Origin of the sequence: Pseudomonas sp. MF6767, assembly GCF_016405475.1 — a bacterium.
Classification (GTDB): Bacteria; Pseudomonadota; Gammaproteobacteria; order Pseudomonadales; family Pseudomonadaceae; genus Aquipseudomonas; species Aquipseudomonas paracarnis.
In genome coordinates, this window is the sequence record NZ_JAEKCY010000030.1 from 1 (window position 1) to 24,853 (window position 24,853).

Below are 24,853 nucleotides of genomic sequence, written 5' to 3' on the forward strand. Positions count from 1 at the left end.
GTCCCCCACATATACATACACCGCCCCACTGATAGCAATATAACGCACGGAATTGGTCAAAATCGGCCTTCTTCCACTCCGTTGATACAACGACACCAAGCCACACCACTACACGCCTAAAATAGCCAAATGCGTTACACCACGCAGCATTATAATCTATCTAAAAGCCTATATCAGATAATAGCACCCAACAGCGTTAGCCACTCAACCCAACACTTCCATGGGTTCGGAGATATATCCCCCAACCTATATGTATGTATACATACATATCAAATTTCTTTCCTGATGAAAATTTCACACTTTTCAAAATTCATCAAAATTGGTGAATATCACTCACTGGGCTGATGAGCCTAAATATCCCGAAAGCGATTTGGGGCAGTAACCAAAAATCGACCTTTTCCAAAACTTATTTTCTTGAAAAAAACTGTCGTGGAAATTTTACGTTTTTATCGAATTTTTTAGATATTTAATTTTTTCAACCATTGAATTATTGCTTACTTACAGCAAAATACCTTGTCAATAGCAAAATGAAAATAAATATAACGTCCAACCTTAATCATAAAATAAGGTTCAACCCTACTTAAATCACTTAGTTGACTTTCGCCACGAAGCAGATCAAAAAATGACACTGCAAAAACTCAAAAATCGCTCTCAAATTAATTTCACAAAAAAAAGTGGGGTATCGGTCACGTTAGAAATTTAAAAAAATGAGAATATCCAATTTCCTACAACGTATATCCCCGAAGTAATGTTATAGGTTCGGAGATATATCCCCGAAGCATTGACATATCAAAAACCTATGGTAATTGTATTGTAATAACATAGGAGTTCTAAATATGAACAAAATGGAATATGCAGGAAAAATTGGCGGTATGGTTGGCGGTTTTAAAAGACGTGAGCGTCAAAATTTTTTAATTATGTTCGTAAAAATAATAGAAATGGATGAGCTTGATATCCGAATGACCTCAACCCTCGCCAGAAAGCTAATAGCAGCGTTTTCAGGCTGCAAATCAATATCCAACGATGTTCTAATTAAGGAGTTTGCAAGAAGCGGGAACAGCGTAAAACAACAAAACCTTGATATGATTGTCCATTCATTAGTAAAACGATGGCAAGATTACTACAACGAACAGTGGAGGGAGGCGAAAATAAAAATAGATATTGAAGCAGACGAATATAAAAAACGCATAATCGAAGAAATGCGACCACAATAAAGCTCAAAACATGTAACGCCAGACGATACATACTTATATCCTCAAAGCTAATACTACGCTTCACGGACATATACCCTACTCCCACAGAGTAGGAATCGCCCCATTTCGTTCCACTTAAATTAAACAGCCATAGGTTCAAAGATATATCCCCGAACCCTTATTTATCACCCACCCTCGACAACTGCCTGCGACCGGTTTTCGTTTCGTAATCCGGCCACCAACGGCACGGGTACAAGTCCCCGCACCTTTGGCGACCTCGATCAAAAACCAAGCCGGGGAAGGCTCAGGAACCCACCAGAGGCACCAGAACATTAGCGGATAAGCAAAGGTAGCCCCAAAGGCCAAAGACGCTCAGGAAGATCCATAGGAAGGGCAAACGACAGACGAAAAAAATGGCGATCTGCAGGTCAGGTTTTGCTACAAAACCTTGCTACAAATCACCATTTTTTCAACCTCGTAAATCATTGATTTATAAGGCTTTTTTCAATATGGCGGAGAGATAGGGATTCGAACCCTAGGTACCGGTGAAGGTACAACGGATTTCGAATCCGTCCCATTCGGCCACTCTGGCATCTCTCCAACGGCGCGCATCATAACAGCATGATTGATGGATGCAAAGCGCCGAAGCGATTTTTTTCCGTGCTATCAGATGCTTGCGTCGATTACAGCGGTACGCCGAGACGATTGGCGACTTCTTCGTAAGCTTCGATCACGTCACCGAGGCCCTGGCGGAAGCGGTCTTTGTCCATCTTCTTCTTGGTGTCCTTGTCCCACAGGCGGCAGCCATCCGGGCTGAACTCGTCGCCCAGGACGATGGAGCCGTCGTGGAATACGCCGAATTCGAGCTTGAAGTCCACCAGCAACAGGCCGGCGTCGTCGAACAGCTTGGTCAGCACGTCGTTGACCTTGAGGGACAACTCCTTCATGCGCGCCAGTTGCTCAGCGGTACCCCAGCCGAACGCCACGACGTGGGATTCGTTGATGAACGGGTCGCCCTTGGCGTCGTCCTTCAGGAACAGTTCGAACGTGTAAGGGTTGAGCTTGAGGCCCTCTTCCACGCCCAAGCGCTTGACCAGGCTGCCGGCGGCGTAGTTACGCACGACGCATTCCACCGGGATCATGTCGAGCTTCTTGACCAGGCACTCGTTGTCGCCCAGCAGTTTGTCGAATTGGGTCGGGATACCGGCCGCCTCGAGTTTCTGCATGATGAAGGCGTTGAACTTGTTGTTCACCATGCCTTTGCGATCCAGCTGTTCGATGCGCTTGCCGTCGAACGCCGAGGTGTCGTTGCGAAACAGCAGGATCAGGCGGTTGGCGTCGTCGGTCTTGTACACCGACTTGGCTTTGCCGCGGTAGAGTTCTTCACGTTTTTCCATGATGGGCTCCGCTTTGAGTAAGGTGGGCTAGGCGATGTGTCGCCAGTCGAGCCCTGAATCTTGATCGGCCAGTTGCAGCCAGTCCGGGTCGCACCCTAGGGTGTCGACAAAACATTGCCGGGCAAGCGTCGGCAGGTTGTTCTTGCTGCTGAGGTGAGCCAGGACCAGGTGTTGCAGGTCTTGCCAGCCCAACTCGTACACCAGATATGCCGCCTGGTGATTGTTCAAATGTCCCAGCTCGCCGCCCACCCGTTGCTTGAGAAAGTAAGGGTAGTGACCGCGTGCCAGTAGATCCCTGCAGTGGTTGGACTCGATCATCAAGGCATCGAGGTCCCGGTATCCGTCCAGCACCCTGGCGCAATAGGAACCCAGGTCGGTCAGCACGCCGAAACGCCGCTGGCCGTCACTGAATACGTATTGCGTGGGCTCCTGGGCATCGTGGGCAACCGCGACGACATTGATGCTCAGGGCACCGATTTGCAGTTGCTCGCCACCGGCTAGAAAACCTGCCGGCTCAATGGGTTTGCGCATCCCGCGCAACGTGCCGCGACTCAAGTACACCGGCAGATTGTAGCGCCGAGACAGCAAACCCACGCCATGCACATGGTCGGCATGTTCGTGGGTTACCAGAATCGCGCTCAGTTGCGTGGGGTGAACCCCCAGGCGCAACAGGCGCCGCTCGGTTTCCCGCAGGGAGAAACCACAATCGACCAGCACGTACGTGTCATCATGGGCGACCAGCGTACCGTTCCCTTGGCTACCGCTGCCGAGAACGGCAAAACGCATCGGATCAGCCCAGGTTGTCTTGAATCACGCCCAACACTTTGCGCGCTGTTTCAGCTGGCGCGACGGTGTTGATGTTCTTCTCGACGGTGACTTGCACGCTTTCGCCCACCTTGCTCAAACGAACCTGATAACGCTCGGCACGGGTTTCGATCTCTTCCTTGGTCGGCGCGCTGCCGAACAATTTGCCGAAGAAACCTGGCTCATCGTCTTTCTTCTCGGCCTTTTCAGCCACGTTGATGTAGTACAGGCCCAGGCTGCGGTTGATGTCTTCAACGCGCCAAGGGCCCTGCTCCAACGCACGGCCAACACTGGCCCAGGCACGGTCGAGGTCTTCACCCAGGTTCAGCACGACGTTACCGCTGCCGTCTTCGGTGAGGCTGACGCGGCTAGGGGTGTCGTAATCACGGGCGGCGAGCAGGGAAACGGAACCGCCCTTCTCGGAGATACGGCTCATGCTGGCCAGCATCTCGTCGACCAGCGCGGCGTCGACGCCGGTGTTAACCGAGCGCGGCGTGAAGTCGACGTCAGCCGTGCTGCCGGCAGGCCGCTCGGCGCTGACGACATAGACTTCGCTGGTATTGCGCTGCACGCCGGGCTCGATGCGCACACGCACACGGGCTTCGCTGTCGGCGGCTACACCGCCCGCCAGCAGGCGCTGGGCCATGTTGGCGGACAGCTCGCGACCTTGCTGCCATGCGGTGGTGAACTCACCGGTCTGCGGGCGTTGCTGGTCGAGGCGGAAACCGTTGTCCTGGAAGAACTGCACCGCCACCGGCCAGACTTCGGCAGGCGGACGCTGAGCCACGATCCAGCGGTTGTCGCCGCTTTTCTGCAGGCTGTAGTCGCTGGCATCGGCCACGGCCATAATCGGCTGTGGGCGTGGCACTACGTACTCACCCTTGACCGTGTCGTCGGCGACGTTGCGTGGAATCGGCAACAATGGGTCAAGGCGCTTGGCGACATTGACATCAGGCGGCAGTTGCATCGGTTTGGTTGCTTGCGCTTCCAGGTAATCGCTGCCGCGGTCACGGAAGTAGCCTTCCGGGCCCCATACCCAACCGCAGCCACTGGTGCTGGAGATAATCAAGGCAAGTGCGGAAAGTCCGGCCAATCGCTTCATGCGTAGTGCTTCCTCAATTAAACCAGGACGCCGGACTGGCGCAGGGCCTGTCGCAGCGGTTCGTGACAGGCTTCGCTGAGGGGGGTGAGCGGCAGACGGATACCGTCCGGCATCAGGCCCATCTCAAACAGCGCCCACTTCACGGGAATAGGATTGGATTCGATAAACAGTGTCTTGTTGAGCGGCATCAGCTTTTCGTGGATGGCGCGAGCGGTGGCTGCATCGCCCGCGATGGCGGCGGCACACATATCGCTCATGGCGCGCGGGGCCACGTTGGCGGTCACGGAGATATTGCCCTTGCCACCCAGCAGGATCAGCTCGACAGCGGTGGCGTCGTCACCGGAATACACCAGGAAGTCGCTGCTCACGCCGGCCAGGATGTCCTTGGCGCGTTGCAGGTCGCCAGTGGCTTCCTTGATGCCGATGATGTTCGGCACGGTGGACAGGCGGATCACGGTCTCGGCCTTCATGTCGCACGCGGTGCGACCCGGTACGTTGTAGAGGATCTGCGGGATCTGCACGGCTTCGGCGATGGCTTTGAAGTGCTGGTACAAGCCTTCCTGGGTCGGCTTGTTGTAGTACGGGGTTACCAGCAGGCAAGCGTCGGCGCCAGCCTTCTTGGCGTTCCTGGTCAGCTCGATCGCTTCACGCGTCGAGTTGGCGCCCGTACCGGCGATCACGGCAATGCGGCCCGCAACGCGCTTGACCACGAACTCGATCACCTGGATGTGCTCTTCCACATCGAGGGTGGCCGATTCACCTGTGGTGCCGACCGCCACAATGGCGTTGGTGCCCTCTTGCAGGTGGAAGTCCACCAGTTTGCCCAGGCTGTCCCAGTCGAGACGACCTTGTGCATCCATGGGTGTGACCAGTGCCACCATACTGCCCGCAATCATGCAACCGCTCCTGCCGGAAAAAGAGAGCCGTAATGGTACTGGCGCCAAGATGCTTGTACAAGCGAAGTACCGCGTGAGGATGCGTTCTGGCGCAACTAAACGTCGGGCAATGACATCATCGGGCCAAAGCACCGCCCGAAGCCGGCTGATCACGCAATGAAAACGCCACCTCCTAGCCCTTGGCGACGCTTTTCGCTACCCTTGATCCTTTGATCGATACAGCCCACACGGTATCGACCGCTCATCGCTTTAGGAAGGCTGCATGTCCACCCCCACAGTTCGCGAACAATTCCTTGTTATCAGTGCCCTCGGCGCCAACCCCATGGAGCTGACCAACGTCCTGTGCCGCGCCAGCCATGAGAACCGCTGCGCCGTCGTGACCTCCCGCCTGACCCGCCACGGCGAGTGCAGTGCGCTGGTCCTGCAGATTTCTGGCTCCTGGGATGCCTTGGCACGCCTTGAAACCGGCCTGCCGGGCCTGGCCAAAAAGCACGACTTTACCGTCAACGTGGTACGCAGCGCCGCCCTGGAAAATCGCCCACAGGCTTTGCCTTACGTGGCCTATGTCAGCTCGGCCTACCGTTCGGACATCGTCAACGAGTTGTGCCAGTTCTTTATCGACCATAACGTCGAGCTGGAAAACCTGACCTGTGACACCTACCAGGCGCCACAAACCGGCGGCACCATGCTCAACGCCACCTTTACCGTGACCTTGCCGGCCGGCGTACAGATCAGTTGGCTGCGCGACCAGTTCCTCGATTTCGCCGATGCCCTGAACCTCGACGCCTTGATCGAACCATGGCGCCCACAGAACCCCATGTAAGGAAGTACCTCTCTATGCCGGTAGCCATCGACACACCCGTGGCCGATTTCGAGGCCCAGGCCACCAGCGGCCAGACCTTCAGCCTCGCGGCCCTCAAGGGCAAGCAAGTGGTGATCTACTTTTACCCGAAGGACAGCACCCCAGGCTGCACTACCGAAGGCCAAGGCTTTCGTGACCAGTACGCCGCATTCAAGGCCGCCAATACCGAAGTGTTCGGCGTGTCGCGTGACAGCGTGAAGTCCCACGAGAACTTCAAGGGCAAACAGGAATTTCCTTTCGAGCTGATCAGCGATAAGGACGAAGCGGTCTGCCAGCTGTTTGATGTGATCAAGTTGAAGAAGCTGTATGGCAAGGAATACCTGGGTGTGGATCGCAGCACATTCCTGATCGACAGCCAAGGCGTGCTGCGTCAGGAATGGCGCGGAGTGAAAGTGCCGGGGCATGTTGATGCCGTGTTGGCGGCAGCGCAGGCGCTGAATAAGGCCTGATTCTGCGTCGACAAGGCCGTCAGGCCTTGCGCAACCAATAACGGTACACACCCTCGGCGGCGTCTTCATGCTCCAGGGTGTGGCCGGCCAGCTTGGCAAAGGTGCGAAAATCACGCTGGGAGCCGGCGTCGGTGGCAGTCACCTTGAGCACGGCACCGCTGGCCATTTTATTGAGCTCCAGCTTGGCCTTGAGCAACGGCAAAGGGCAGTTAAGACCGCTGGCGTCGAGTTCGGCGTCACAGGCTACAACGTCGGTCATGGTGCTACTCCAGGCAAACATTCGGGCCGCTTAGAATATCTGGTCCCAAGCTCAGTGTCCGGCTACAGTAAGCTCTTTGTCGAAAGGCTTTGTGCATGACTTTTTTGCGCCCTACCCTGCTGACGCTGGCCTGCCTGCTGGCCTCCCCGGCCTTTGCTGACGACCTGCCGTCACTTGGTGACGCCAGCTCTGCCATAGTCTCGCCGCAACAGGAATACCAATTGGGCCGAGCCTGGCTGGCCTACCTGCGCGGCCAGGTTTCGCAACTCAATGATCCGCAACTCAAGGATTACGTTGAAACCAGCGTGTACAAGCTGGTGGAGACCAGCCAGGTCAATGACCGGCGCCTGGAATTCATCCTGATCAACAGCCCACAGCTCAACGCCTTTGCGGCTCCCGGTGGGATCGTCGGGGTCAACGGCGGCCTGTTTCTCAATGCACAGACCGAAGGTGAATACGCGTCGGTACTGGCCCACGAACTGGCGCACTTGTCCCAGCGTCACTTCGCCCGAGGCGTAGAAGCGCAATCACGCATGCAACTGCCGATGATGGCGGCCCTGCTTGGCGGCATTATCGCCGCCGCTGCGGGTGCCGGCGATGCCGGTATCGCCGCGATTGCCGGCTCACAAGCCGCCGCGATCCAGGAACAGCGCCGCTTCTCTCGCCAGAACGAGCAAGAGGCCGACCGCATCGGCATCCTCAACCTGGAGAAAGCCGGCTACGACCCGCGCTCCATGCCCACGATGTTCGAACGGCTGATGCGCCAATACCGCTTCGACGCCAAGCCACCGGAGTTCCTGCTGACTCACCCGGTAACCGAATCGCGTATCGCCGACACCCGCAACCGCGCCGAACAAGCCAAACCTGGCGGCAAGGAAGACAGCCTGCGCTATCAACTGATTCGCGCACGGGTGCAGCTCAAGTACGAAGACACACCTGGTCTGGCCGCCAAGCGCTTCCAGGCGCAGCTGGATGAGAACCCTAAAAATGACGTTGCGCGTTATGGCCTGGCCATCGCTCAGATCAAGGGTACTCAACTCAAAGAAGCGCGGGAAAGCCTGGCGCCGCTGTTGGCCAAGGCGCCCAATGACATTACCTACAACCTGGCCCAAATCGAACTGGACATCACCAGCAACCGCATGCCGGATGCGCAGCAACGTACCGACCGCATGCTCACCCAGTACCCCAGCAACTATCCGCTGAACCAGGTGCGGGTAGACCTGCTGCTTAAACAGAACCGTACCGCCGATGCAGAAAAGGCACTGGATGGGCTGCTCAAGTCGCGACCGGACGATCCGGACGTGTGGTATCAGGTCGCCGAGACTCGCGGCTTGTCCGGCAACATCATTGGCCTGCATCAGGCTCGCGCCGAATATTTCGCATTGGTGGGGGATTTCCAGCAAGCCATCCAGCAGTTGGACTTTGCCAAGCGGCGCGCCGGCAATAACTTCCCGTTGTCCTCACGCATCGACGCCCGTCAGCGTGAGCTGATCGAACAGGAGCGCTTGGTGAAAGGCATGATGAGCTGAACCCGCCGCCCACAAAAAAGCCCCGCTGCCGTTAACCGGCAGCGGGGCTTTTTTATAGGTCTAGCGGATTACTCGGCCAGTTTGAAGGTGATGAAGCTGGCACGGCCTTGACGCAGGACGCGCATCGACACCGAGCGATTCTTCGGCAACGCCTTGGCGATGTCGGCGAATTCCTTGGTGGTATCGATTGCCTGGTTGTTCAAGTGGGTGATCACGTCACCCGGTTGCAGGCCGATCAAGGCGGCTGGGCCGTCCTGCACTTCCTTGATCACGACACCGCTTTGCAGGTCGAAGGTTTTCTTCTGCTCGGCGGTCAGTTCAACGACGGCGATACCCAGGCGGTTACTGCTGCGCTCGGCGCCTGGCTTGGCGTTGCCCAGGGCGTCCAGGGTCGCGCCTTCTTCCGGAATTGCCCCAACGGTCAGTTCGACGTTCTGGCGCTTGCCATCACGAATCACTTCCAGCTTGGCTTTGCCGCCGGCCTTGAGCGCGCCGACCAAGTGAGGCAAGTCCGCCGACATGATGATCGGCTGGCCGTTCATGCTCAGAATTACGTCACCGACTTTCAGGCCGCCCTTGGCCGCAGGGCCATTGTCCTGAATCTGCGCAACCAGGGCACCGGCCGGCTTGTCGAGACCGAAGGACTCAGCCAGGTCCTTGTTCACTTCCTGGATTACCACGCCCAACCAGCCGCGGCTGACCTTGCCGCCGCTTTTGAGCTGATTGGAGACGTCCATGGCCACATCGATCGGGATCGCGAAGGACACGCCCATGAAGCCACCGGAGCGGGTGTATATCTGCGAGTTGATCCCCACCACTTCGCCGGCCAGGTTGAACAGCGGACCACCGGAGTTGCCCGGGTTGATCGGCACGTCGGTCTGGATGAACGGCACGTAGTTTTCGTTTGGCAGGCTGCGACCGATGGCGCTGACAATGCCTTGGGTAACGGTGTGGTCAAAGCCGAACGGTGAACCGATCGCGACCACCCACTGACCAGCCTTCAGATCTTGGGACTTGCCCAGTTTAAGCACCGGCAAGTCCTTGCCATCGATTTTGAGCAAAGCCACGTCGGAACGTGGATCGGTACCAATCAGCTTGGCCTTGAGTTCACTGCGGTCGGCCAGGCGCACGAGAATCTCGTCGGCATCGGCAATCACGTGGTTGTTGGTGAGGATGTAGCCGTCAGGCGAAATGATGAAGCCGGAGCCCAGGGACTGGGCTTCGCGCTGACCACCGCCGCCACGAGGAGAGCGAGGTTGCGGCATCCCGCGTTCGAAGAACTCGCGCAACATGGGCGGCAAGCCTTCCAGGTCGGGCATCTGCTGGTTCGAGACTTTGCGATCCGGCAGCTTCTGCGTGGTACTGATGTTCACCACGGCAGGCGAGGCCTGCTCCACCAGTTGGGTGAAGTCAGGCAGCTCGACCGCTTGCGCAGGTAAGGCCTGGCCCAGCACCAGCACTGTGGCGACTATGGATAAGTAAGACTTCAAACGTGGTATCGACATACAGCTCCCGTTACGACGAGCAGGGTTAAGCGACAGGGTTCAATAAACGCCGGATACTGCGAGCGGCATTTTTGTTCCGCGAACAAACAAGGCCAGAGCCATCAAACCCTGACCTATAAAAAACATGGGAAGTTTTTGCAAGTGAAAATGCTGATCCAGAGATTTCATACGCCCAGCACCCAACGAAATTCGGGCCCAGATTGATAGACCAGGATGAACATAAGATTAACAATCTCAGGGCTTGGCGGCGGCCTTTTCACCACGCACCGACAACGCGATGCGCTCAGCAGTGCCAATGGGAATTTCGCCCACCACCGTGACCATCATTTCGCCATCTACCGTATTCAAACGCCGGGATACTGCCACGGTCGGCCCAAGCTGAGCGCGGGTTTCATTCACATCGGCGCCGTTGGCTGACTCAAGAAACACCGAAAAACGCGCGAGCCCATCGTCATACATCAGGCTGTCGACGGTAGATTTCGTTTGGGCATCTTTGCGCGTAGCGCTGCTGATCTGTTGGAAACCAGGCGGTAGCCAGTCCAGATGCCACTTTTGCGTGGCAGACAGCTCAGGTGATTTAGCGGCGGACATCGTTACCGGCGAACAGTCGCCGCTGGGCTGCAAGTCCTGGTCAGAAGGAATGGCCGAAGCATCCAGACGGGTGAACTGAAAACGCTCCAACAACTGCCCTTGGTCATTCAGCAGCAAGGATTTAAGCGGCAGCGCAGTTTCAAGGTCCAGGTGTAATTCAAACCCATAACGGTAGGGATCACGCGGGCTGATCGACACAATCACCGCATGACGACCGGCCACGCGCGATTTGCCAATAACGGCCAGGTCATAGAATGAAGTGAGTTTTTTTGGATCAAGAATACGCGAGGGTGCCTCAGGTGACTGACCGAGACCAGCTGCCAACGTGCCACTGACACATTGTGCCCGACCATCAACCCTGACCGCTTCCTGGGCGGAGCCGTCAAGTTGCAACAAGCGTTCACGGACATGACCATTCTGGACACGGTGCCAGATGTCATGGGTAGAAAAACTGCCGTTACGTTCGTAGACAAACGTACCTTCAAAGCTTTGCTGCTGCTCTGCACGCCCAAGTCGAATCAGCCAGTCTTGGGCTTCATCGGCATGGGCGGATAGTGCAAACCAACTACTGAGCAAAAGCGTAAGGAGCGGTATGGCGCGCATAGGGCTCCTTAGCGAATCAGCGGTTTTCCTGGCTTGCTGCACGAGCGTATGGCAGAGCGCTGTCAGTGCCTTTGGCAGCCGATTCCTGCGCATGTTGACGCAGGTAGCCTGGAAGGCGCTGATCCTGCCAGCCGGATTGCCCCTGAAGTACACCATTAGCCATAGGGCCGGTGGTATCAGTGCTTTCCTTGTAGCCAGCCAGCACGGCCGGACCTTTGACTTGCGGACCGGCCATGACCGGTTGCTGAGTCTGTTGGGCCAGCTCGTTGCCTGCGATCTCGTCCTGGTTGTACAGGCGAACACCTGCCAACACAGCAACAGTCACCGAAGCGGCCACTGCCAGACGACCCAGGCTGCGCCACGGACCACGCGAGGCTTTTGCCGGAACGGCTTCATCAGCCAGTGCAGCAGAAACGGCCGCAGCAATATCCAGACGAGGGATTAGGAGATCCTTGTGCATCACCGCCCGAGCGACTTGGTAACGAGACCAGGTATCACGGGTTTCGGCGTCATCAAATGCGTTGAGCACTCGACGAAGTTCCAGTTCATCCGCTTCGTTATCCATCACTGCGGACAGCGATTCCTGCAGGGCATCACGACTCATGGCGGTTCCTCTCTTGGCTGTCGCCGCTGTCTTTAGTTTTCCTGCAACAACGGTTGCAAGGCTTTGTCGATGGCTTCCCGGGCCCGGAAAATCCGCGACCTCACAGTCCCCACCGGACATTGCATGACGCTCGCAATGTCTTCGTAACTCAGACCATCGAATTCACGTAAAGTTAACGCCGTACGCAAATCTTCTGGCAGTTGCTGAATAGTGCGATGGACGGTGCCTTCGATCTCGTCGCGCAGCAATGCACGCTCCGGCGACTCGAGATCTTTGAGGCCGTGATCACCATCGTAGAATTCAGCATCTTCTGAACTGACATCACTGTCTGGTGGGCGGCGACCGCGTGACACCAGATAGTTTTTCGCCGTGTTGATGGCGATGCGGTATAGCCACGTGTAAAACGCACTGTCACCGCGGAAATTTCCAAGTGCACGGTAAGCCTTGATAAAGGCTTCCTGCGCAACGTCCTGCGCTTCATGGGTGTCGTGCACAAACCGCACGATCAACCCGAGAATTTTGTGCTGGTATTTCAGCACTAGCAGATCAAATGCTCGCTTATCACCGCGCTGTACGCGCTCGACCAGCTGCTGATCCTCTTCCTGGGTTAGCATGAACACTCCTCGTTGTACTTGAAGGAGGCTTGCATAACTAAACGATCAGGCTTGCAAACATAGACTCGGGCTTTTCGCAAAAGTTCTCCCCCTTCAAGCAAGTTTCCGGCATGCACTGATTTGGCACACACGAAAAACGCAGCACGGTCGGTGCCGGCTGCGCGAATAATCTTGTCGCCGGTTTCGTGACGCGTCCAATGCTCCCGACGGGCCAATAAACTCAACGTTTTCCCAGCTTTCGGGCAACCTGCTATTGAGTCGGGGCTTATGCAAAAAGTTCCCGTCCCGCCAACCGGCCGTTTCCCAAAGCTGCGCAGCATAATCTCACAATGCCACGAAGGCGTGGCTATTGTGCCGCTCCACCCCTCTATATACTAGTGGCCCGTGTGACCCTTTGATTCGCCGATCCAGGCGTCCTGTTTGCGCCCCCCTTTGGATCGCTTTTTGCGGAATCCGTCAAATGAGCCAACAGTTTCAACACGATGTCCTCGTAATCGGCAGCGGCGCCGCCGGCTTGAGCCTGGCCCTGACCCTGCCCAGCCATTTGCGTATAGCGGTTTTGAGCAAAGGCGACCTGGCCAACGGCTCGACCTTCTGGGCTCAGGGCGGCGTTGCTGCGGTGCTGGACGACACAGACACCGTGCAATCCCACGTCGAAGACACCCTTAACGCCGGCGGTGGCCTGTGCAACGAAGACGCCGTGCGCTTCACCGTCGAGCACAGCCGGGAAGCCATCCAATGGTTGATCGACCAAGGTGTACCCTTCACCCGCGATGAACATGCCGGCAGCGACGACGGTGGCTTTGAGTTCCACCTGACCCGCGAAGGCGGCCACAGCCATCGCCGAATCATTCACGCTGCCGATGCCACCGGGGCCGCGATTTTCAAGACCCTGCTCGACCAGGCCCGCCAACGTCCAAATATCCAATTGCTGGAGCAGCGCGTCGCCGTCGACCTGATCACCGAAAAACGCCTGGGCCTGCCGGGCGAACGCTGCCTGGGCGCCTACGTACTCAACCGCACCAGCGGTGAAGTCGATACCTATGGCGCACGCTTCACCATTCTCGCCTCGGGCGGCGCCGCCAAGGTCTACCTCTATACCAGCAACCCCGACGGTGCCTGCGGCGACGGCATAGCGATGGCCTGGCGCTCGGGCTGCCGGGTCGCCAACCTGGAGTTCAACCAATTCCACCCCACGTGCCTGTATCACCCGCAGGCCAAGAGCTTCCTGATCACCGAAGCCCTGCGCGGCGAAGGCGCACATTTGAAGCTGCCCAACGGCGAACGCTTCATGCAGCGCTTCGACCCACGCGCCGAACTGGCACCACGCGATATCGTCGCCCGCGCCATCGACCACGAAATGAAGCGCCTGGGTATCGACTGCGTGTACCTGGACATCAGCCACAAGCCCGAAGCCTTCATCAAGACCCACTTCCCGACCGTCTACGAACGCTGCCTGACCTTCAATATCGACATCACCAAGGGCCCGATCCCCGTGGTACCGGCCGCGCACTACACCTGCGGTGGCGTGATGGTCGATCAGCATGGCCGCACCGACGTACCGGGCCTGTATGCCATCGGCGAAACCAGCTTCACCGGCCTGCACGGCGCTAACCGCATGGCCAGCAATTCATTGCTTGAATGCTTCGTGTATGCGCGCTCGGCGGCAGCGGACATTCTTGAGCAACTGCCGCGCATCCCGGTACCGGCCGCCCTGCCCCGCTGGGACGCGAGCCAGGTCACCGATTCGGACGAGGATGTGATCATCGCCCACAACTGGGACGAGCTGCGGCGCTTCATGTGGGACTATGTGGGCATCGTGCGCACCAACAAACGCCTGCAACGGGCGCAACATCGGGTGCGCTTGCTGCTGGATGAGATCGACGAGTTCTACAGCAATTATAAGGTCAGCCGCGACTTGATCGAGTTGCGCAACCTGGCCCAAGTGGCCGAGCTGATGATCCGGTCGGCCATGGAGCGCAAGGAAAGCCGCGGCCTGCATTACACCCTCGACTACCCACAGATGCTGCCCGAAGCCCGGGACACTATCCTGGTGCCAACCACCTACGGCGGCTGAACTTCAGGCGTACCCGCAGGCGCCGGTGCACATCGGCGGCCTGCGCATCCTTTGGCACGCAGATGGACCGCACTCGCCGTTCACCCTGCACTCGGTAACGCAACACCACGATCAGCGGCAACGCCAGGCTGTCGGGCCGCAGCTGCACTGGGTGCCACCCGCGTGCGGCGCTCCATAACTGCCAGCCATCGTCGTCACGGCGCAGGCCACGAATCGACGAACGGTGAGTGAGCAGGATTTGCCGCGGTAATACCCAGGCACAATGAGCCAGGCATAGCAGGATGCCAAGGCTTGAATAAGGCAGGTCGAGAGCCAGCAGGCTGCCCAGTGCGACCAGCTGGGCAAGCACATAGGCCGCCAGCAACAGCCGTGAGGCCTGCCAGCAGCATTCGAAACGATTACTTGGGCTGGACACGATCCAGGATCATCCGAACCATGCGCTGCAGCTCCGGGTCTTCGGATTCGGCGCGCTCCATGAACCAGCCAAACATGTCCTGGTCTTCGCACTCGAGCAACCTGACGTAGAGGTCGCGGTCCACCTGATTGAGCGTCGCATACACCTCTTTGGTGAAAGGCACCAGCAACACATCCAGCTCCAGCATACCGCGACGGCTGTGCCAGTAGAGGCGATTGATTTCTACATCTTCGACCATGGAGCCCTCCTAAAATAGAGCGCAAGTATACAGCCCCGACGACACTGGAACAGTCGGCTTTGGTCGCCCTATATGGAAACTATGCATTTGCCGGACGCCCCTCTATGATGCACCCCATGACTTTTTGACCTGCGATGACCCATGGCTGACTCCGCTTTTTTCTGCCCCCTGTCCCACGAAGGCGTTCTCGCCGTCCGCGGCTCTGATGCTGCCAAGTTCCTGCAGGGCCAACTGACCTGCAACCTCAATTACCTGAGTGATACCCAGGCCAGCCTGGGCGCGCGCTGCACGCAAAAAGGCCGGATGCAGTCGAGCTTCCGCATCCTGCTGCAGGGTGATGGCGTGCTCCTGGCCATGGCCACCGAGTTGCTTGAGCCGCAGTTGGCGGATCTGAAAAAGTACGCGGTGTTCTCCAAATCCAAGCTCACCGACGAAAGCGCTGCCTGGGCGCGCTTCGGCCTGGCGAACGCAGACGCGGCCCTGAGCGCCCTGGGCCTCGCGCTGCCGGTCGAGACGGATAGCGTGGCACGCAACGAGGCATTGATTGCCGTCCGCGTTTCCCCGGGCCGTGCCGAACTCTGGGTACCTGCCGAACACGCCGACGCCGTGCGCAGCCAATTGGCCGCGCAGTTGCAACAGGCTGACTTGAATGCCTGGTTGCTTGGTCAGATCCGTGCCGGTATCGGCCAGGTGATGCCCCAGACGCGCGAGCTGTTCATTCCGCAGATGCTCAACCTGCAGGCCGTGGGCGGCGTCAGCTTCAAGAAAGGCTGCTACACCGGCCAGGAAATCGTCGCGCGCATGCAGTACCTGGGCAAACTCAAGCGGCGCCTGTATCGCCTGAGCCTGGAGGCCAACGAGCTTCCCGAGCCAGGCACTCCGTTATTTTCCCCGAGCCATAACAGCGCGATCGGGGAAGTGGTCATCGCAGCAAAAGCCGACCAGTCGATTGAACTTCTCGCCGTGCTGCAAGCCGAAGCTGCCGACAGTGGCGACGTGCGCTTGGGCACCCTCGAGGGCCCGGGCTTGAATCTGCTTGACCTACCCTACCAACTGGACCGTGACCGCGAGATCCAGCGTTAATCGCCGTACTTTTTGCAGCACCCTAGAGAGCATGAATGAACAAGCTGGCGGAAAAAGTCCAACAAGCGTTGGTAACGGCCATCGACAACGATGACCTGGTTCTGCCGACATTGCCGGAGGTGGCCCTGAAAATTCGCCAGGCCGCCGAAGACCCGGACATCAGCATCAGCCACCTGAGCAAAGTGATCAGTCGTGACACGGCCCTGTCGGCGCGCCTGATCAAAGTGGTCAACAGCCCGTTGCTACGGGCCAGCCAGGAAGTCACCGACCTGCACACCGCCATCACCCGGCTCGGTACCAACTACAGCAGCAACCTGGCTATCGGCCTGGTGATGGAGCAGATCTTTCACGCCCGCTCCGAGGTGGTCGAACAGAAAATGCGCGACGTGTGGCGCCGCAGCCTGGAGGTGGCAGGCGTGAGCTACGCCTTGTGCCGTCGCCACAGCCAGCTCAAGCCAGACCAGGCGGCGCTGGGTGGCCTGGTGCATCAGATCGGCGTGCTGCCGATCCTCACGTACGCCGAGGATCACTATGAGCTGCTGGCCGACCCCGTCAGCCTCAACCACGTCATCGACAGCATCCACCCGGTGCTGGGGGACAAGCTGCTGCGGGTCTGGGACTTCCCTGAGATGCTGGTGAACGTGCCGGGCCAATACCTGGACCTGACACGCGACTCTGCAAGCCTGGACTACGTCGACCTGGTGCAGGTCGCCGCGCTGTACTGCCACCGCGGCACCGACCACCCTCTGGGAACCGTGCCGATTACCGCCTTGCCGGCCCTCATGAAGTTGCGCATAGACCTGCACAGCGACGCCCTGCGCAGTGAACTGGACGAAGCGCGCTCGATGTTTTACTGATCAACCCGCGATAAAACTCACGCGTACCTTTAGCCCCGCCAGCTCGCCATCATGCAGGCTGATCTGCGCCAGGTGCGCACGGCAAATCTCCCCGACAATCGCAAGCCCCAAGCCCGACCCCATGCCCTGCTGGCTGCGTCGATAAAAGCGTTCGAACACCCGGTCCCGCTCATCCAGTGGGATGCCTGGGCCGTCATCCTCGACTTCCAGCACCGCTGGGGCCTTCACTCGCAGAATGACGTTGCCGCCGGGCGGGGTATGGGCCAAGGCGTTATCCACCAGGTTGCTCAGCAGCTCATTCAACAGCGTTGGTTCGCCGCGCAGCCATACCGGCTCGTCGGCCTCCAGTGCCAGGGCCACGCCCCGCGCGTGGGCCAGCGGCGCCATGGCCATACCGAGCTCACGGGCCAATTGGCTTAAATCGAGCAGTTGCGCACCGCCTTCGGCAATGGCGCGGGCACCGTTTTCGATGCGGGCCAGGGACAACAATTGATTCGCCAGGTGCGTCAGGCGGTCGGTGCCCTGGGCGGCCGTTTCCAGGGTGCTGCGCCAGGTGGCTGGTTCTTCGGCACGCAGGCCCAGTTCCAGCCGGGCCTTGAGCGCCGCCAGGGGCGTGCGCAGCTCGTGGGCAGCGTCGGCAATAAACTGCGCCTGGCGCTCGAACTGCCCGCGCAAACGTTCGGTGAAATGGTTGAGCGAGCGCACCAGTGGGCCGAACTCATCCTGAACTTCCACTAATGGCAGAGGCCGCAGGTCATCAGGCTGGCGCTCTTCCACGGCCGTACGCAGGCGTTCCAGCGGGCGCAGTGCGGCGCTCACCGCGAACCACACCAGCAATAACGCACCGATGGCGAGCATGCCCAGACGCAGCAGGGTATCGGCCATCAGGCTGCGGGCCATGGCCACCCGGGCTTCGTCGGTCTCCGCAACACGAATTTCGGCCATGCCGTTCATGTTCGGTTCCGAGACGGCCTTGAGCAGGCTCACCACGCGCACATGCTGGCCCAGGTACATGGCGTTATAGAACCGCGCCAAGGCTGGATAATCGTCGGTGCGGGGCGTGCCAGGCGGCGGGCCAGGCAGGTTTTCGTAACCGGAAATCAGTTTCTGATCAATATCATTGACCTGGTAATAAATGCGCCCGGCACTGTCGTAGGCAAAAGTGTCCAAGGCCACATAGGGCACATTGGCGCTGAGGGTGCCGTCCACCTGGGTCAAGCCGGCGGCAATGGTGCGTGCCGAGGCCAGCAGCGTGCGGTCATAAGCGGTGTCGGCGGCTTCGCGACCGTTCCAATAAGCGCTCATGCCGCTAGCGAGCATCAACAACACCAGCAATAACGCAAGGTTGCACAGCAAGCGCCAGCGCAGGCTGCTGGGCTTATGCATCACGGGCTTCCAGCAAATAGCCAAGGCCCCGGAAGGTGACGATGGCGATGGGTTGGCCATCGAGCTTCTTGCGCAGGCGATGCACGTAGATTTCGATGGCGTCGGGGCTGGCCTCCTCGTCCAGGCCGAATACCTGGGACGCCAATTGTTCCTTGCTCATCACGCGCCCCGGCCGGGCGATCAACGCTTCGAGCACCGCTTGTTCTCGGGAGGTCAAGGTCATCAGCTCGCCTGCGACCGTGAAGCGCCGGGTGTCGAGGTCGTACACCAGCACACCGCAGGTTTGCTGACGCTCGCCGCCCAGCACGCTGCGCCGCAACAGTGCCTTGACCCGTGCTTCGAGTTCCGTGAGTTCAAACGGTTTGGCCAGGTAGTCATCGGCGCCCAGGTTCAGGCCGTGCACGCGGTCTTTTACATCACTGCGAGCAGTCAGCATCAGCACCGGCAGGTTTTTTCCACGTGCCCGCAAACGTGCGAGCACCTCGAAACCATCCAGGCGCGGCAACCCTACGTCCAGGATCACCGCGGCGTATTCCTCGCTGCTCAAGGCCAGGTCCGCCGCCACGCCGTCATGCAACACATCAACGGTCAAACCCATGCTCTTGAGCGCTTGGGCCACGCTTTCGGCGAGCTGCAAATGGTCTTCAACCAGGAGGACACGCATGGATTTCTACCTCGTTCAGGGGTGGTCGACGCCACGCTTTGCCCGGCAGTTTACAGCCGCAACCTGGCCTGTGAAGCCCGAAAACATTGAAAGGCGATTGAAAGGTTAGTGAAAGCTTCGCCCTTTAGCATCCAACCACGGTGGTCTATGCCCGCCGAGTTGCCTGACCCGTAGCGCCCGAAAAACGCCTCGAAGCGTTTTCGCCAGAATAAGAACAATAACGGAGTACACCACGATGCTGTCGACCCAGCCACAGGCTTGCCCGCCTGTTCGTTCTTCCCGCCTGACCCACACCGCCCTCGCCAGTGCCGCTGCCCTTGCCGGCTTTTCGCCGCTCAGCCAGGCTGCCTTCTTCGAAGACAGTAGCGCGACCCTGGAAACCCGCAACATGTACTTCAACCGCGACTTTCGCGACGGTACCAGTGCCCAGCAATCCAAGCGCGACGAATGGGCCCAGGGCTTCATGCTCAACGTGCAATCGGGCTACACCGACGGCACCGTCGGCTTTGGCGTGGATGCGCTGGGCATGCTCGGCGTCAAGCTCGACTCCAGCCCCGACCGCACCGGCACCGGCCTGCTGCCGACCCACGATGACGGCCGCGCCGCCAACGAGTACTCCAAGCTGGGCCTGACCGGTAAAGTGAAAATCTCCGCCACCGAGCTGAAGATCGGCTCGCTGATCCCCGAACTGCCGATCCTCAAGCCCAACGACGGGCGCATCCTGCCGCAGACCTTCAACGGTGGCTTGATCACCTCCAAGGAACTCAAGAACCTGGTATTCACTGGTGGTCGCCTGGACAAAGCCAAGGACCGCGACGACACCAACTACGAAGACATCGCGCTCAATAACAAGAACAGCCGCTTCCTCAGCGGTGCCACCGGCAAGCACTTCAACTTCGGTGGCGTCGACTACAAGTTCGCCGACAAGATCACCGGCAGCTACCACTTCGCCCAACTCGACGACGTGTATCGCCAACACTTCCTCGGCATGGTCGCTTCACGCCCGATGGGCCCTGGCACTTTCGCCGCCGACCTGCGACTGGCAATCAGCGATGACACCGGCTCGGCCCGCGGCGGCAATATCGACAACACGTCCCTCAACGGCTTGTTCAGCTATGCCCTCAATGGCCATAAGCTCAGCGCCGGCTACCAGCACATGTCCGGCGACAGCGCCTTCCCGTATGTGGATGGCAGCGACCCGTACCTGGTCAACTTCGTGCAGATCAACGATTTTGCCGGCGCCGAAGAACGCTCCTGGCAGGCACGCTACGACTACGACTTTGCCAAGCTGGGCATTCCTGGCTTGAGTTTCATGAGCCGTTACCTCTCGGGTGACAACATCAAGCTCAAGAACGGCGAGACCGGCAAGGAGTGGGAACGCAACAGCGAGATCAAATACGTGGTGCAAAGCGGCACGTTCAAAGATGTGGCCGTGCGCCTGCGTAACGCCACCTATCGTTCCAACTATTCGGCCCGTGACGCAGATGAAATGCGCTTGCTGGTCAGCTACAGCGTCGCACTTTGGTAGTAACCCCCTCATAACAAAAACGATGGAGATCACCATGACCCTTTCACTGCGTAAATTTGCCCTCGCCGCTGGCTGCATGCTGTTCGCCGGCCAACTGCTGGCCGCCGACGAACCCAAGCGTCCGGAATGCATCGCCCCGGCCTCCCCAGGCGGCGGTTTTGACCTGACTTGCAAACTGGCGCAAAGCGCGCTGGTGAACCAAAAGCTGCTGACCAAGCCGATGCGTGTGACCTACATGCCAGGCGGCGTGGGCGCGGTAGCCTACAACGCGGTCGTCGCCCAGCGCCCTGCGGATGCGGGCACGTTGGTTGCCTGGTCGAGCGGTTCGCTGCTGAACCTGGCCCAGGGCAAGTTCGGCCGTTTTGATGAAAGCGCCGTGCGCTGGTTGGCGGCAGTGGGCACCAGCTATGGCGCCATCGCGGTGAAAAGCGACTCGCCCTACAAGACCCTCGACGACCTGGTCAAAGCCCTGAAGAAAGACCCAGGCAGCGTGGTGATCGGCTCCGGCGGCACCGTCGGCAGCCAGGACTGGATGCAAACCGCACTGATCGCCAAGGCCGCCGGGATCAACCCGCGCGAACTGCGTTACGTCGCCCTTGAGGGTGGCGGTGAAATCGCTACGGCTCTGCTGGGGGGGCATATCCAGGTGGGCAGTACCGACATCTCCGACTCCATGCCGCATATCCAGAGCGGCGATATGCGCCTGCTGGCGGTGTTCTCCGAGCAACGCCTGGATGAGCCGGAAATGAAGGATATCCCGACCGCCAAAGAGCAAGGCTACGACATCGTCTGGCCGGTGGTGCGTGGCTTCTACCTGGGGCCAAAGGTCAGCGATGCCGACTACGCCTGGTGGAAAGACGCCTTCGACAAACTGCTGGCTTCCGAGGAGTTCGCCAAGCTGCGTGACCAGCGCGAGCTATTCCCGTTCGCCATGACGGGCCAGGAGCTGGACACCTACGTGAAGAAACAGGTGGCTGACTACAAAGTGCTGGCCAAAGAGTTCGGCCTGATCCAGTAATCGCCCCTCTTTTGTGTAATGCCCCTGTAGGAGCGAGCGTACTCGCGAAGAACCCAAGGACATCCACGTGCGTCCAGAGAGCACGCGTTATCGTTGACGTTTTTCGCGAGCAAGCTCGCTCCTACAAGAGGGGCCTTGGAGTTTTCTATGCTCTTACAACGCATTTTCGCTGCCGTGCTATTGCTGGCCTGTATCGGCCTCGCGCTGATGGCCTGGCCGTATCAGGCGGCTTTTTCCTACGAACCCGTAGGGCCAAGAGCCTTCCCCCTGCTGTTGCTCGGGCTGATGGGCCTGGCGCTCATCTACATGATGATTCGCCCGCAGGCGACCAAACACACTGACGATGAACCCGCGCTGGATCAACCCACGTTGGTCAAGATCGGCATCTGTGTGGCTCTGCTGCTGGTGTTTGCAGGCACATTCGAATCCTTGGGTTTCATTCTCAGCAGCATGCTGATCGGTATTCCGATGGCACGGCTGTACGGCGGCCGCTGGTTGCCCAGCGTGGTGATCATCACCTTGATGAGCGTCGGTCTTTATCTGCTGTTCGATAAAACCATGGACGTACCGTTGCCCCTCGGCCTGCTCGACGTTCTGGAGAACTGATATGGATACTTTTGGCTATTTGGGCCAGGGTTTCGGCGTTGCGCTGAGCCCCTATAATCTGGTGACCGCGTTATGCGGCACCCTGATTGGCACCGTGGTCGGCCTGTTGCCGGGCCTGGGCCCGATCAACGGCGTGGCACTGCTGATCCCCATCGCCTTCGCCCTGGGCTTGCCGCCAGAGTCGGCGCTGATCCTGCTGGCAGCCGTGTACCTGGGCTGCGAATACGGCGGCCGCATCAGTTCGATTCTACTGAACATCCCGGGCGAAGCCTCCACCGTCATGACCACCCTCGACGGCTACCCGATGGCCCGCAAAGGCCTGGCTGGCGTGGCACTGTCATTGTCGGCCTGGAGTTCGTTCATCGGCGCGTTTATCGCCACCTGCGGCATGGTGCTGTTCGCTCCGCTGCTGGCCAAGTGGGCGATTGCTTTCGGCCCGGCGGAATACTTTGTCTTAATGGTGTTTGCGATTGTCTGCCTGGGCGGCATGGCCGGTGACAAACCACTGAAGACTTTTGTTGCGGCGCTGATCGGCTTGTTCCTCTCTTGCGTGGGCATCGACGCCAACAGCGGTGTGTACCGCTTTACCGGCGACAATATTCACCTGACCGACGGTATCCAGTTCGTGGTCCTGGTGCTCGGCCTGTTCTCCATCAGCGAGATTCTCCTGCTGCTGGAAAAAACCCACCGTGGCCAGGAAGCGGTGAAAGCCACAGGGCGCATGATGTTCAACGTCAAGGAAGCCTTGTCGGTACTGACCGTGAACCTTCGTTGCGGCGTATCGGGTTTTATCATCGGCGTATTGCCGGGTGCGGGTGCGACCATGGCCTCGGCCGTTGCCTACATGACCGAGAAACGCATCGCAGGCGCCAGCGGCAAATTCGGTCAGGGCGACATGCGCGGCCTGGCCGCTCCAGAAACCGCGATCGGCGCGTCGGTCTGCGGCGCCATGGTACCCATGCTGACCCTCGGCGTTCCTGGCTCGGGCACCACGGCGGTGATGATCGGCGCCCTATCGCTGTACAACATCACCCCCGGCCCACTGCTGTTCCAACAGCAACCGGACATTGTCTGGGGCCTGATCGCCTCGTTGTTCATTGCCAACATCATGCTGGTCGTGCTCAACATCCCGATGATCCGCATCTTCACCCGTATCCTCGCCGTGCCGAACTGGGCGCTGGTGCCGGTGATCGCCATCATTACCGCGATTGGCGTGTACGCCGTGCATGCCACCACCTTCGATCTGTTCCTGATGATTGCCATCGGCATCTTCGGCTACATCCTGCGCAAGCTGGACTTCCCGCTGTCACCGCTGCTGCTGGGCTTTATCCTCGGCGGCCTGATGGAGCAGAACCTGCGCCGTGCGCTGTCGATCTCCAACGGTGCGCTGGAAATCCTGTGGTCGAGCCCGATCACCTTTGGCGTCTGGGTGCTGACCGCAATCATGCTGCTTGTACCGCTGCTGCGTATCTGGCGTAAACGCGTGCAACAGCGTCGTGCCCTGGCCGATGTCTGAGGTCACCTTTAAACATTGGTGGGGAACACCGCTGGTCGGCCTGGCCGGCGGTTACCTGGCAAGCCTGGTCGGCTGGCCTTTGCCGTACATGGTCGGCTCGTTGCTGGCGATCATCCTGGTGCGCTGCCTGACGCCCTGGCATTTGGCAGAGATTCCCGGCGGGCGCAAATGCGGCCAATGGGTGGTGGGCATCGGCATCGGCCTGCACTTCACCCCGGTGGTGATCGAGCAGGTGATGAGCCACTTCGGCCTGATTTTCTTCGGTGCACTGGTCACCAGCTTGTCGAGCGTGGTGGGCGTGTGGTTGATGCGCCGCAGCGGTGAAGACCGCGCCACGGCGTTTTTCTCCAGCATGCCGGGCGGTTCCGGGGAGATGGTCAACCTCGGCGCCCGCAATGGCGCGGTGCTCAGCCGGGTTGCGGCCGGGCAAAGCCTGCGTGTGCTGGTGGTGGTGCTGTGCGTGCCAGCGATCTTCAAATATTTGCTCGGAGGCGGCGCGCCGCAGTTCCATCCGGCGCCCGTGGACTGGGCGTGGCTGGCCGTGCTGTTTCCGGTGGGTGCGCTGGTTGCCTGGGGCTGGCAACGCTTGCGCCAACCCAACCCTTGGCTGTTCGGGCCATTGCTGGTGAGCGCGATCGCCAGTGTAACCTGGGATTTACACATCGGCCTGCCAGACGGCGGCAGTCAGATCGGCCAATGGTTGATCGGCAGCGGTTTGGGCTGCCACTTCAATCGGCAGTTCTTCCGTCGCGCGCCATCGTTCATGGGCCGCACCTTGATTGGCACGGCATTGACCATGCTGCTGGCGACGTTAGCGGCGGTGGGCTTGAGCGCCCTCACTCACCTCGACCTGCGATCACTGACGCTGGGCATGATGCCAGGCGGTATCGCTGAAATGAGCCTGACAGCTGAAACCCTGCAACTGTCGGTGCCCTTGGTGACGGCGATGCAGGTGATGCGCTTGTTGTTCGTGCTGTTTTTGGCCGAGCCTTTGTTTCGGCACTGGAACCGTCAGCCAGCCCCCCGCTAAAACCTCCCACATGTTGAATGTGCCAGG

The 24,853-nt window shown here is 59.1% G+C and carries 25 protein-coding genes and 1 tRNA gene; 12 read left to right on the forward strand and 14 right to left on the reverse strand.

Annotation, left to right across the window (positions count from 1 at the left end; all coding sequences use genetic code 11):
• Positions 1–836: 836 nt before the first annotated feature.
• A complete protein-coding gene (locus JFT58_RS28145; RefSeq protein WP_198834803.1) occupies positions 837–1,214 on the forward strand; it encodes a hypothetical protein in 378 nt (125 codons plus the stop codon).
• 489 nt (positions 1,215–1,703) lie between these two features.
• On the opposite strand, the gene JFT58_RS28150 is transcribed toward JFT58_RS28145, so the two are convergent.
• The 5 genes from JFT58_RS28150 to dapA form a co-directional block, all read right to left on the reverse strand.
• A tRNA-Ser gene (locus tag JFT58_RS28150) sits at positions 1,704–1,793 on the reverse strand.
• An 83-nt stretch (positions 1,794–1,876) separates the two neighbouring features.
• Positions 1,877–2,590 carry a phosphoribosylaminoimidazolesuccinocarboxamide synthase gene (gene purC / locus JFT58_RS28155; RefSeq protein WP_005786030.1) on the reverse strand — a complete coding sequence of 238 codons (714 nt, stop codon included), beginning with the start codon at positions 2,588–2,590 and terminating at the stop codon, positions 1,877–1,879.
• Positions 2,591–2,617: 27 nt separating this feature from the next.
• The gene (locus JFT58_RS28160) at positions 2,618–3,376 is read right to left on the reverse strand and encodes an MBL fold metallo-hydrolase (RefSeq protein ID WP_054897606.1); all 759 of its coding nucleotides are present in this window, start codon (positions 3,374–3,376) and stop codon (positions 2,618–2,620) included.
• Between the two features lie 4 nt (positions 3,377–3,380).
• Positions 3,381–4,496, reverse strand: a complete 1,116-nt coding sequence (gene bamC, locus JFT58_RS28165; RefSeq protein ID WP_032892980.1) for an outer membrane protein assembly factor BamC — start codon at positions 4,494–4,496, stop codon at positions 3,381–3,383.
• A 17-nt stretch (positions 4,497–4,513) separates the two neighbouring features.
• The gene (gene dapA / locus JFT58_RS28170) at positions 4,514–5,392 is read right to left on the reverse strand and encodes a 4-hydroxy-tetrahydrodipicolinate synthase (RefSeq protein ID WP_054897607.1); all 879 of its coding nucleotides are present in this window, start codon (positions 5,390–5,392) and stop codon (positions 4,514–4,516) included.
• 262 nt (positions 5,393–5,654) lie between these two features.
• Here dapA and JFT58_RS28175 point away from each other — a divergent pair, with 262 nt between their 5' ends.
• The gene (locus tag JFT58_RS28175; RefSeq protein ID WP_003189463.1) at positions 5,655–6,215 is read left to right on the forward strand and encodes a glycine cleavage system protein R; all 561 of its coding nucleotides are present in this window, start codon (positions 5,655–5,657) and stop codon (positions 6,213–6,215) included.
• Between the two features lie 14 nt (positions 6,216–6,229).
• Positions 6,230–6,703: a peroxiredoxin gene (locus JFT58_RS28180; RefSeq protein WP_003189461.1), complete on the forward strand. Its 474-nt coding sequence runs from the start codon at positions 6,230–6,232 to the stop codon at positions 6,701–6,703.
• A gap of 19 nt (positions 6,704–6,722) precedes the next feature.
• On the opposite strand, the gene JFT58_RS28185 is transcribed toward JFT58_RS28180, so the two are convergent.
• The gene (locus tag JFT58_RS28185) at positions 6,723–6,962 is read right to left on the reverse strand and encodes a sulfurtransferase TusA family protein (protein WP_054897608.1); all 240 of its coding nucleotides are present in this window, start codon (positions 6,960–6,962) and stop codon (positions 6,723–6,725) included.
• A gap of 95 nt (positions 6,963–7,057) precedes the next feature.
• Between JFT58_RS28185 and JFT58_RS28190 the strand changes: the two genes are divergently transcribed.
• Entirely contained in the window at positions 7,058–8,491 is a 1,434-nt protein-coding gene (locus JFT58_RS28190) for a M48 family metalloprotease (RefSeq protein ID WP_003189458.1), read from the forward strand.
• 68 nt (positions 8,492–8,559) lie between these two features.
• Here JFT58_RS28190 and JFT58_RS28195 read toward each other — a convergent pair whose 3' ends face one another.
• The 4 genes from JFT58_RS28195 to rpoE form a co-directional block, all read right to left on the reverse strand.
• Complete coding sequence (locus JFT58_RS28195) at positions 8,560–9,996, reverse strand: DegQ family serine endoprotease (RefSeq protein WP_014717365.1); 1,437 nt, start codon at positions 9,994–9,996, stop codon at positions 8,560–8,562.
• A gap of 234 nt (positions 9,997–10,230) precedes the next feature.
• The gene (locus JFT58_RS28200) at positions 10,231–11,190 is read right to left on the reverse strand and encodes a MucB/RseB C-terminal domain-containing protein (RefSeq protein WP_054897609.1); all 960 of its coding nucleotides are present in this window, start codon (positions 11,188–11,190) and stop codon (positions 10,231–10,233) included.
• A gap of 16 nt (positions 11,191–11,206) precedes the next feature.
• Entirely contained in the window at positions 11,207–11,794 is a 588-nt protein-coding gene (locus tag JFT58_RS28205; protein WP_034126575.1) for a sigma-E factor negative regulatory protein, read from the reverse strand.
• Between the two features lie 32 nt (positions 11,795–11,826).
• The gene (gene rpoE / locus JFT58_RS28210) at positions 11,827–12,408 is read right to left on the reverse strand and encodes an RNA polymerase sigma factor RpoE (protein ID WP_003172477.1); all 582 of its coding nucleotides are present in this window, start codon (positions 12,406–12,408) and stop codon (positions 11,827–11,829) included.
• A 460-nt stretch (positions 12,409–12,868) separates the two neighbouring features.
• On the opposite strand from rpoE, the gene nadB reads away from it, so the two are divergent.
• Positions 12,869–14,485: an L-aspartate oxidase gene (gene nadB, locus JFT58_RS28215; protein WP_054897610.1), complete on the forward strand. Its 1,617-nt coding sequence runs from the start codon at positions 12,869–12,871 to the stop codon at positions 14,483–14,485.
• Here nadB and JFT58_RS28220 read toward each other — a convergent pair.
• Complete coding sequence (locus JFT58_RS28220) at positions 14,454–14,900, reverse strand: protein YgfX (RefSeq protein WP_054897611.1); 447 nt, start codon at positions 14,898–14,900, stop codon at positions 14,454–14,456. The genes nadB and JFT58_RS28220 overlap by 32 nt on opposite strands.
• Positions 14,884–15,138, reverse strand: coding sequence for an FAD assembly factor SdhE (locus JFT58_RS28225; protein WP_003189444.1), 255 nt, complete (start codon positions 15,136–15,138; stop codon positions 14,884–14,886). Before JFT58_RS28225 ends, JFT58_RS28220 begins: the two co-directional genes overlap by 17 nt.
• Positions 15,139–15,279: 141 nt before the next feature.
• On the opposite strand from JFT58_RS28225, the gene ygfZ reads away from it, so the two are divergent.
• Together ygfZ and JFT58_RS28235 are read left to right on the forward strand one after the other, a co-directional pair.
• The gene (gene ygfZ / locus JFT58_RS28230) at positions 15,280–16,221 is read left to right on the forward strand and encodes a CAF17-like 4Fe-4S cluster assembly/insertion protein YgfZ (protein WP_054897612.1); all 942 of its coding nucleotides are present in this window, start codon (positions 15,280–15,282) and stop codon (positions 16,219–16,221) included.
• Positions 16,222–16,256: 35 nt separating this feature from the next.
• Positions 16,257–17,078, forward strand: coding sequence for an HDOD domain-containing protein (locus JFT58_RS28235; protein WP_034126564.1), 822 nt, complete (start codon positions 16,257–16,259; stop codon positions 17,076–17,078).
• Here the strand turns inward: JFT58_RS28235 and JFT58_RS28240 are convergent, their stop codons facing one another.
• Positions 17,079–18,464, reverse strand: a complete 1,386-nt coding sequence (locus JFT58_RS28240) for a sensor histidine kinase (RefSeq protein WP_054897613.1) — start codon at positions 18,462–18,464, stop codon at positions 17,079–17,081.
• Complete coding sequence (locus tag JFT58_RS28245; protein WP_014717358.1) at positions 18,457–19,128, reverse strand: response regulator; 672 nt, start codon at positions 19,126–19,128, stop codon at positions 18,457–18,459. Before JFT58_RS28245 ends, JFT58_RS28240 begins: the two co-directional genes overlap by 8 nt.
• Positions 19,129–19,363: 235 nt before the next feature.
• Between JFT58_RS28245 and JFT58_RS28250 the strand changes: the two genes are divergently transcribed.
• The 5 genes from JFT58_RS28250 to JFT58_RS28270 all read left to right on the forward strand — a co-directional run bounded on the left by JFT58_RS28250 (position 19,364) and on the right by JFT58_RS28270 (position 24,826).
• Complete coding sequence (locus JFT58_RS28250) at positions 19,364–20,656, forward strand: OprD family porin (protein ID WP_054897614.1); 1,293 nt, start codon at positions 19,364–19,366, stop codon at positions 20,654–20,656.
• Between the two features lie 28 nt (positions 20,657–20,684).
• Positions 20,685–21,674 carry a Bug family tripartite tricarboxylate transporter substrate binding protein gene (locus tag JFT58_RS28255; protein ID WP_161793218.1) on the forward strand — a complete coding sequence of 330 codons (990 nt, stop codon included), beginning with the start codon at positions 20,685–20,687 and terminating at the stop codon, positions 21,672–21,674.
• 147 nt (positions 21,675–21,821) lie between these two features.
• On the forward strand, positions 21,822–22,280 hold the full coding sequence (locus tag JFT58_RS28260) for a tripartite tricarboxylate transporter TctB family protein (RefSeq protein WP_054897615.1): 459 nt from the start codon (positions 21,822–21,824) through the stop codon (positions 22,278–22,280).
• 1 nt (position 22,281) lies between these two features.
• Complete coding sequence (locus JFT58_RS28265; protein ID WP_014717355.1) at positions 22,282–23,796, forward strand: tripartite tricarboxylate transporter permease; 1,515 nt, start codon at positions 22,282–22,284, stop codon at positions 23,794–23,796.
• On the forward strand, positions 23,789–24,826 hold the full coding sequence (locus JFT58_RS28270) for an AbrB family transcriptional regulator (RefSeq protein ID WP_054897616.1): 1,038 nt from the start codon (positions 23,789–23,791) through the stop codon (positions 24,824–24,826). Before JFT58_RS28265 ends, JFT58_RS28270 begins: the two co-directional genes overlap by 8 nt.
• The last annotated feature ends 27 nt before the right edge of the window (positions 24,827–24,853 follow it).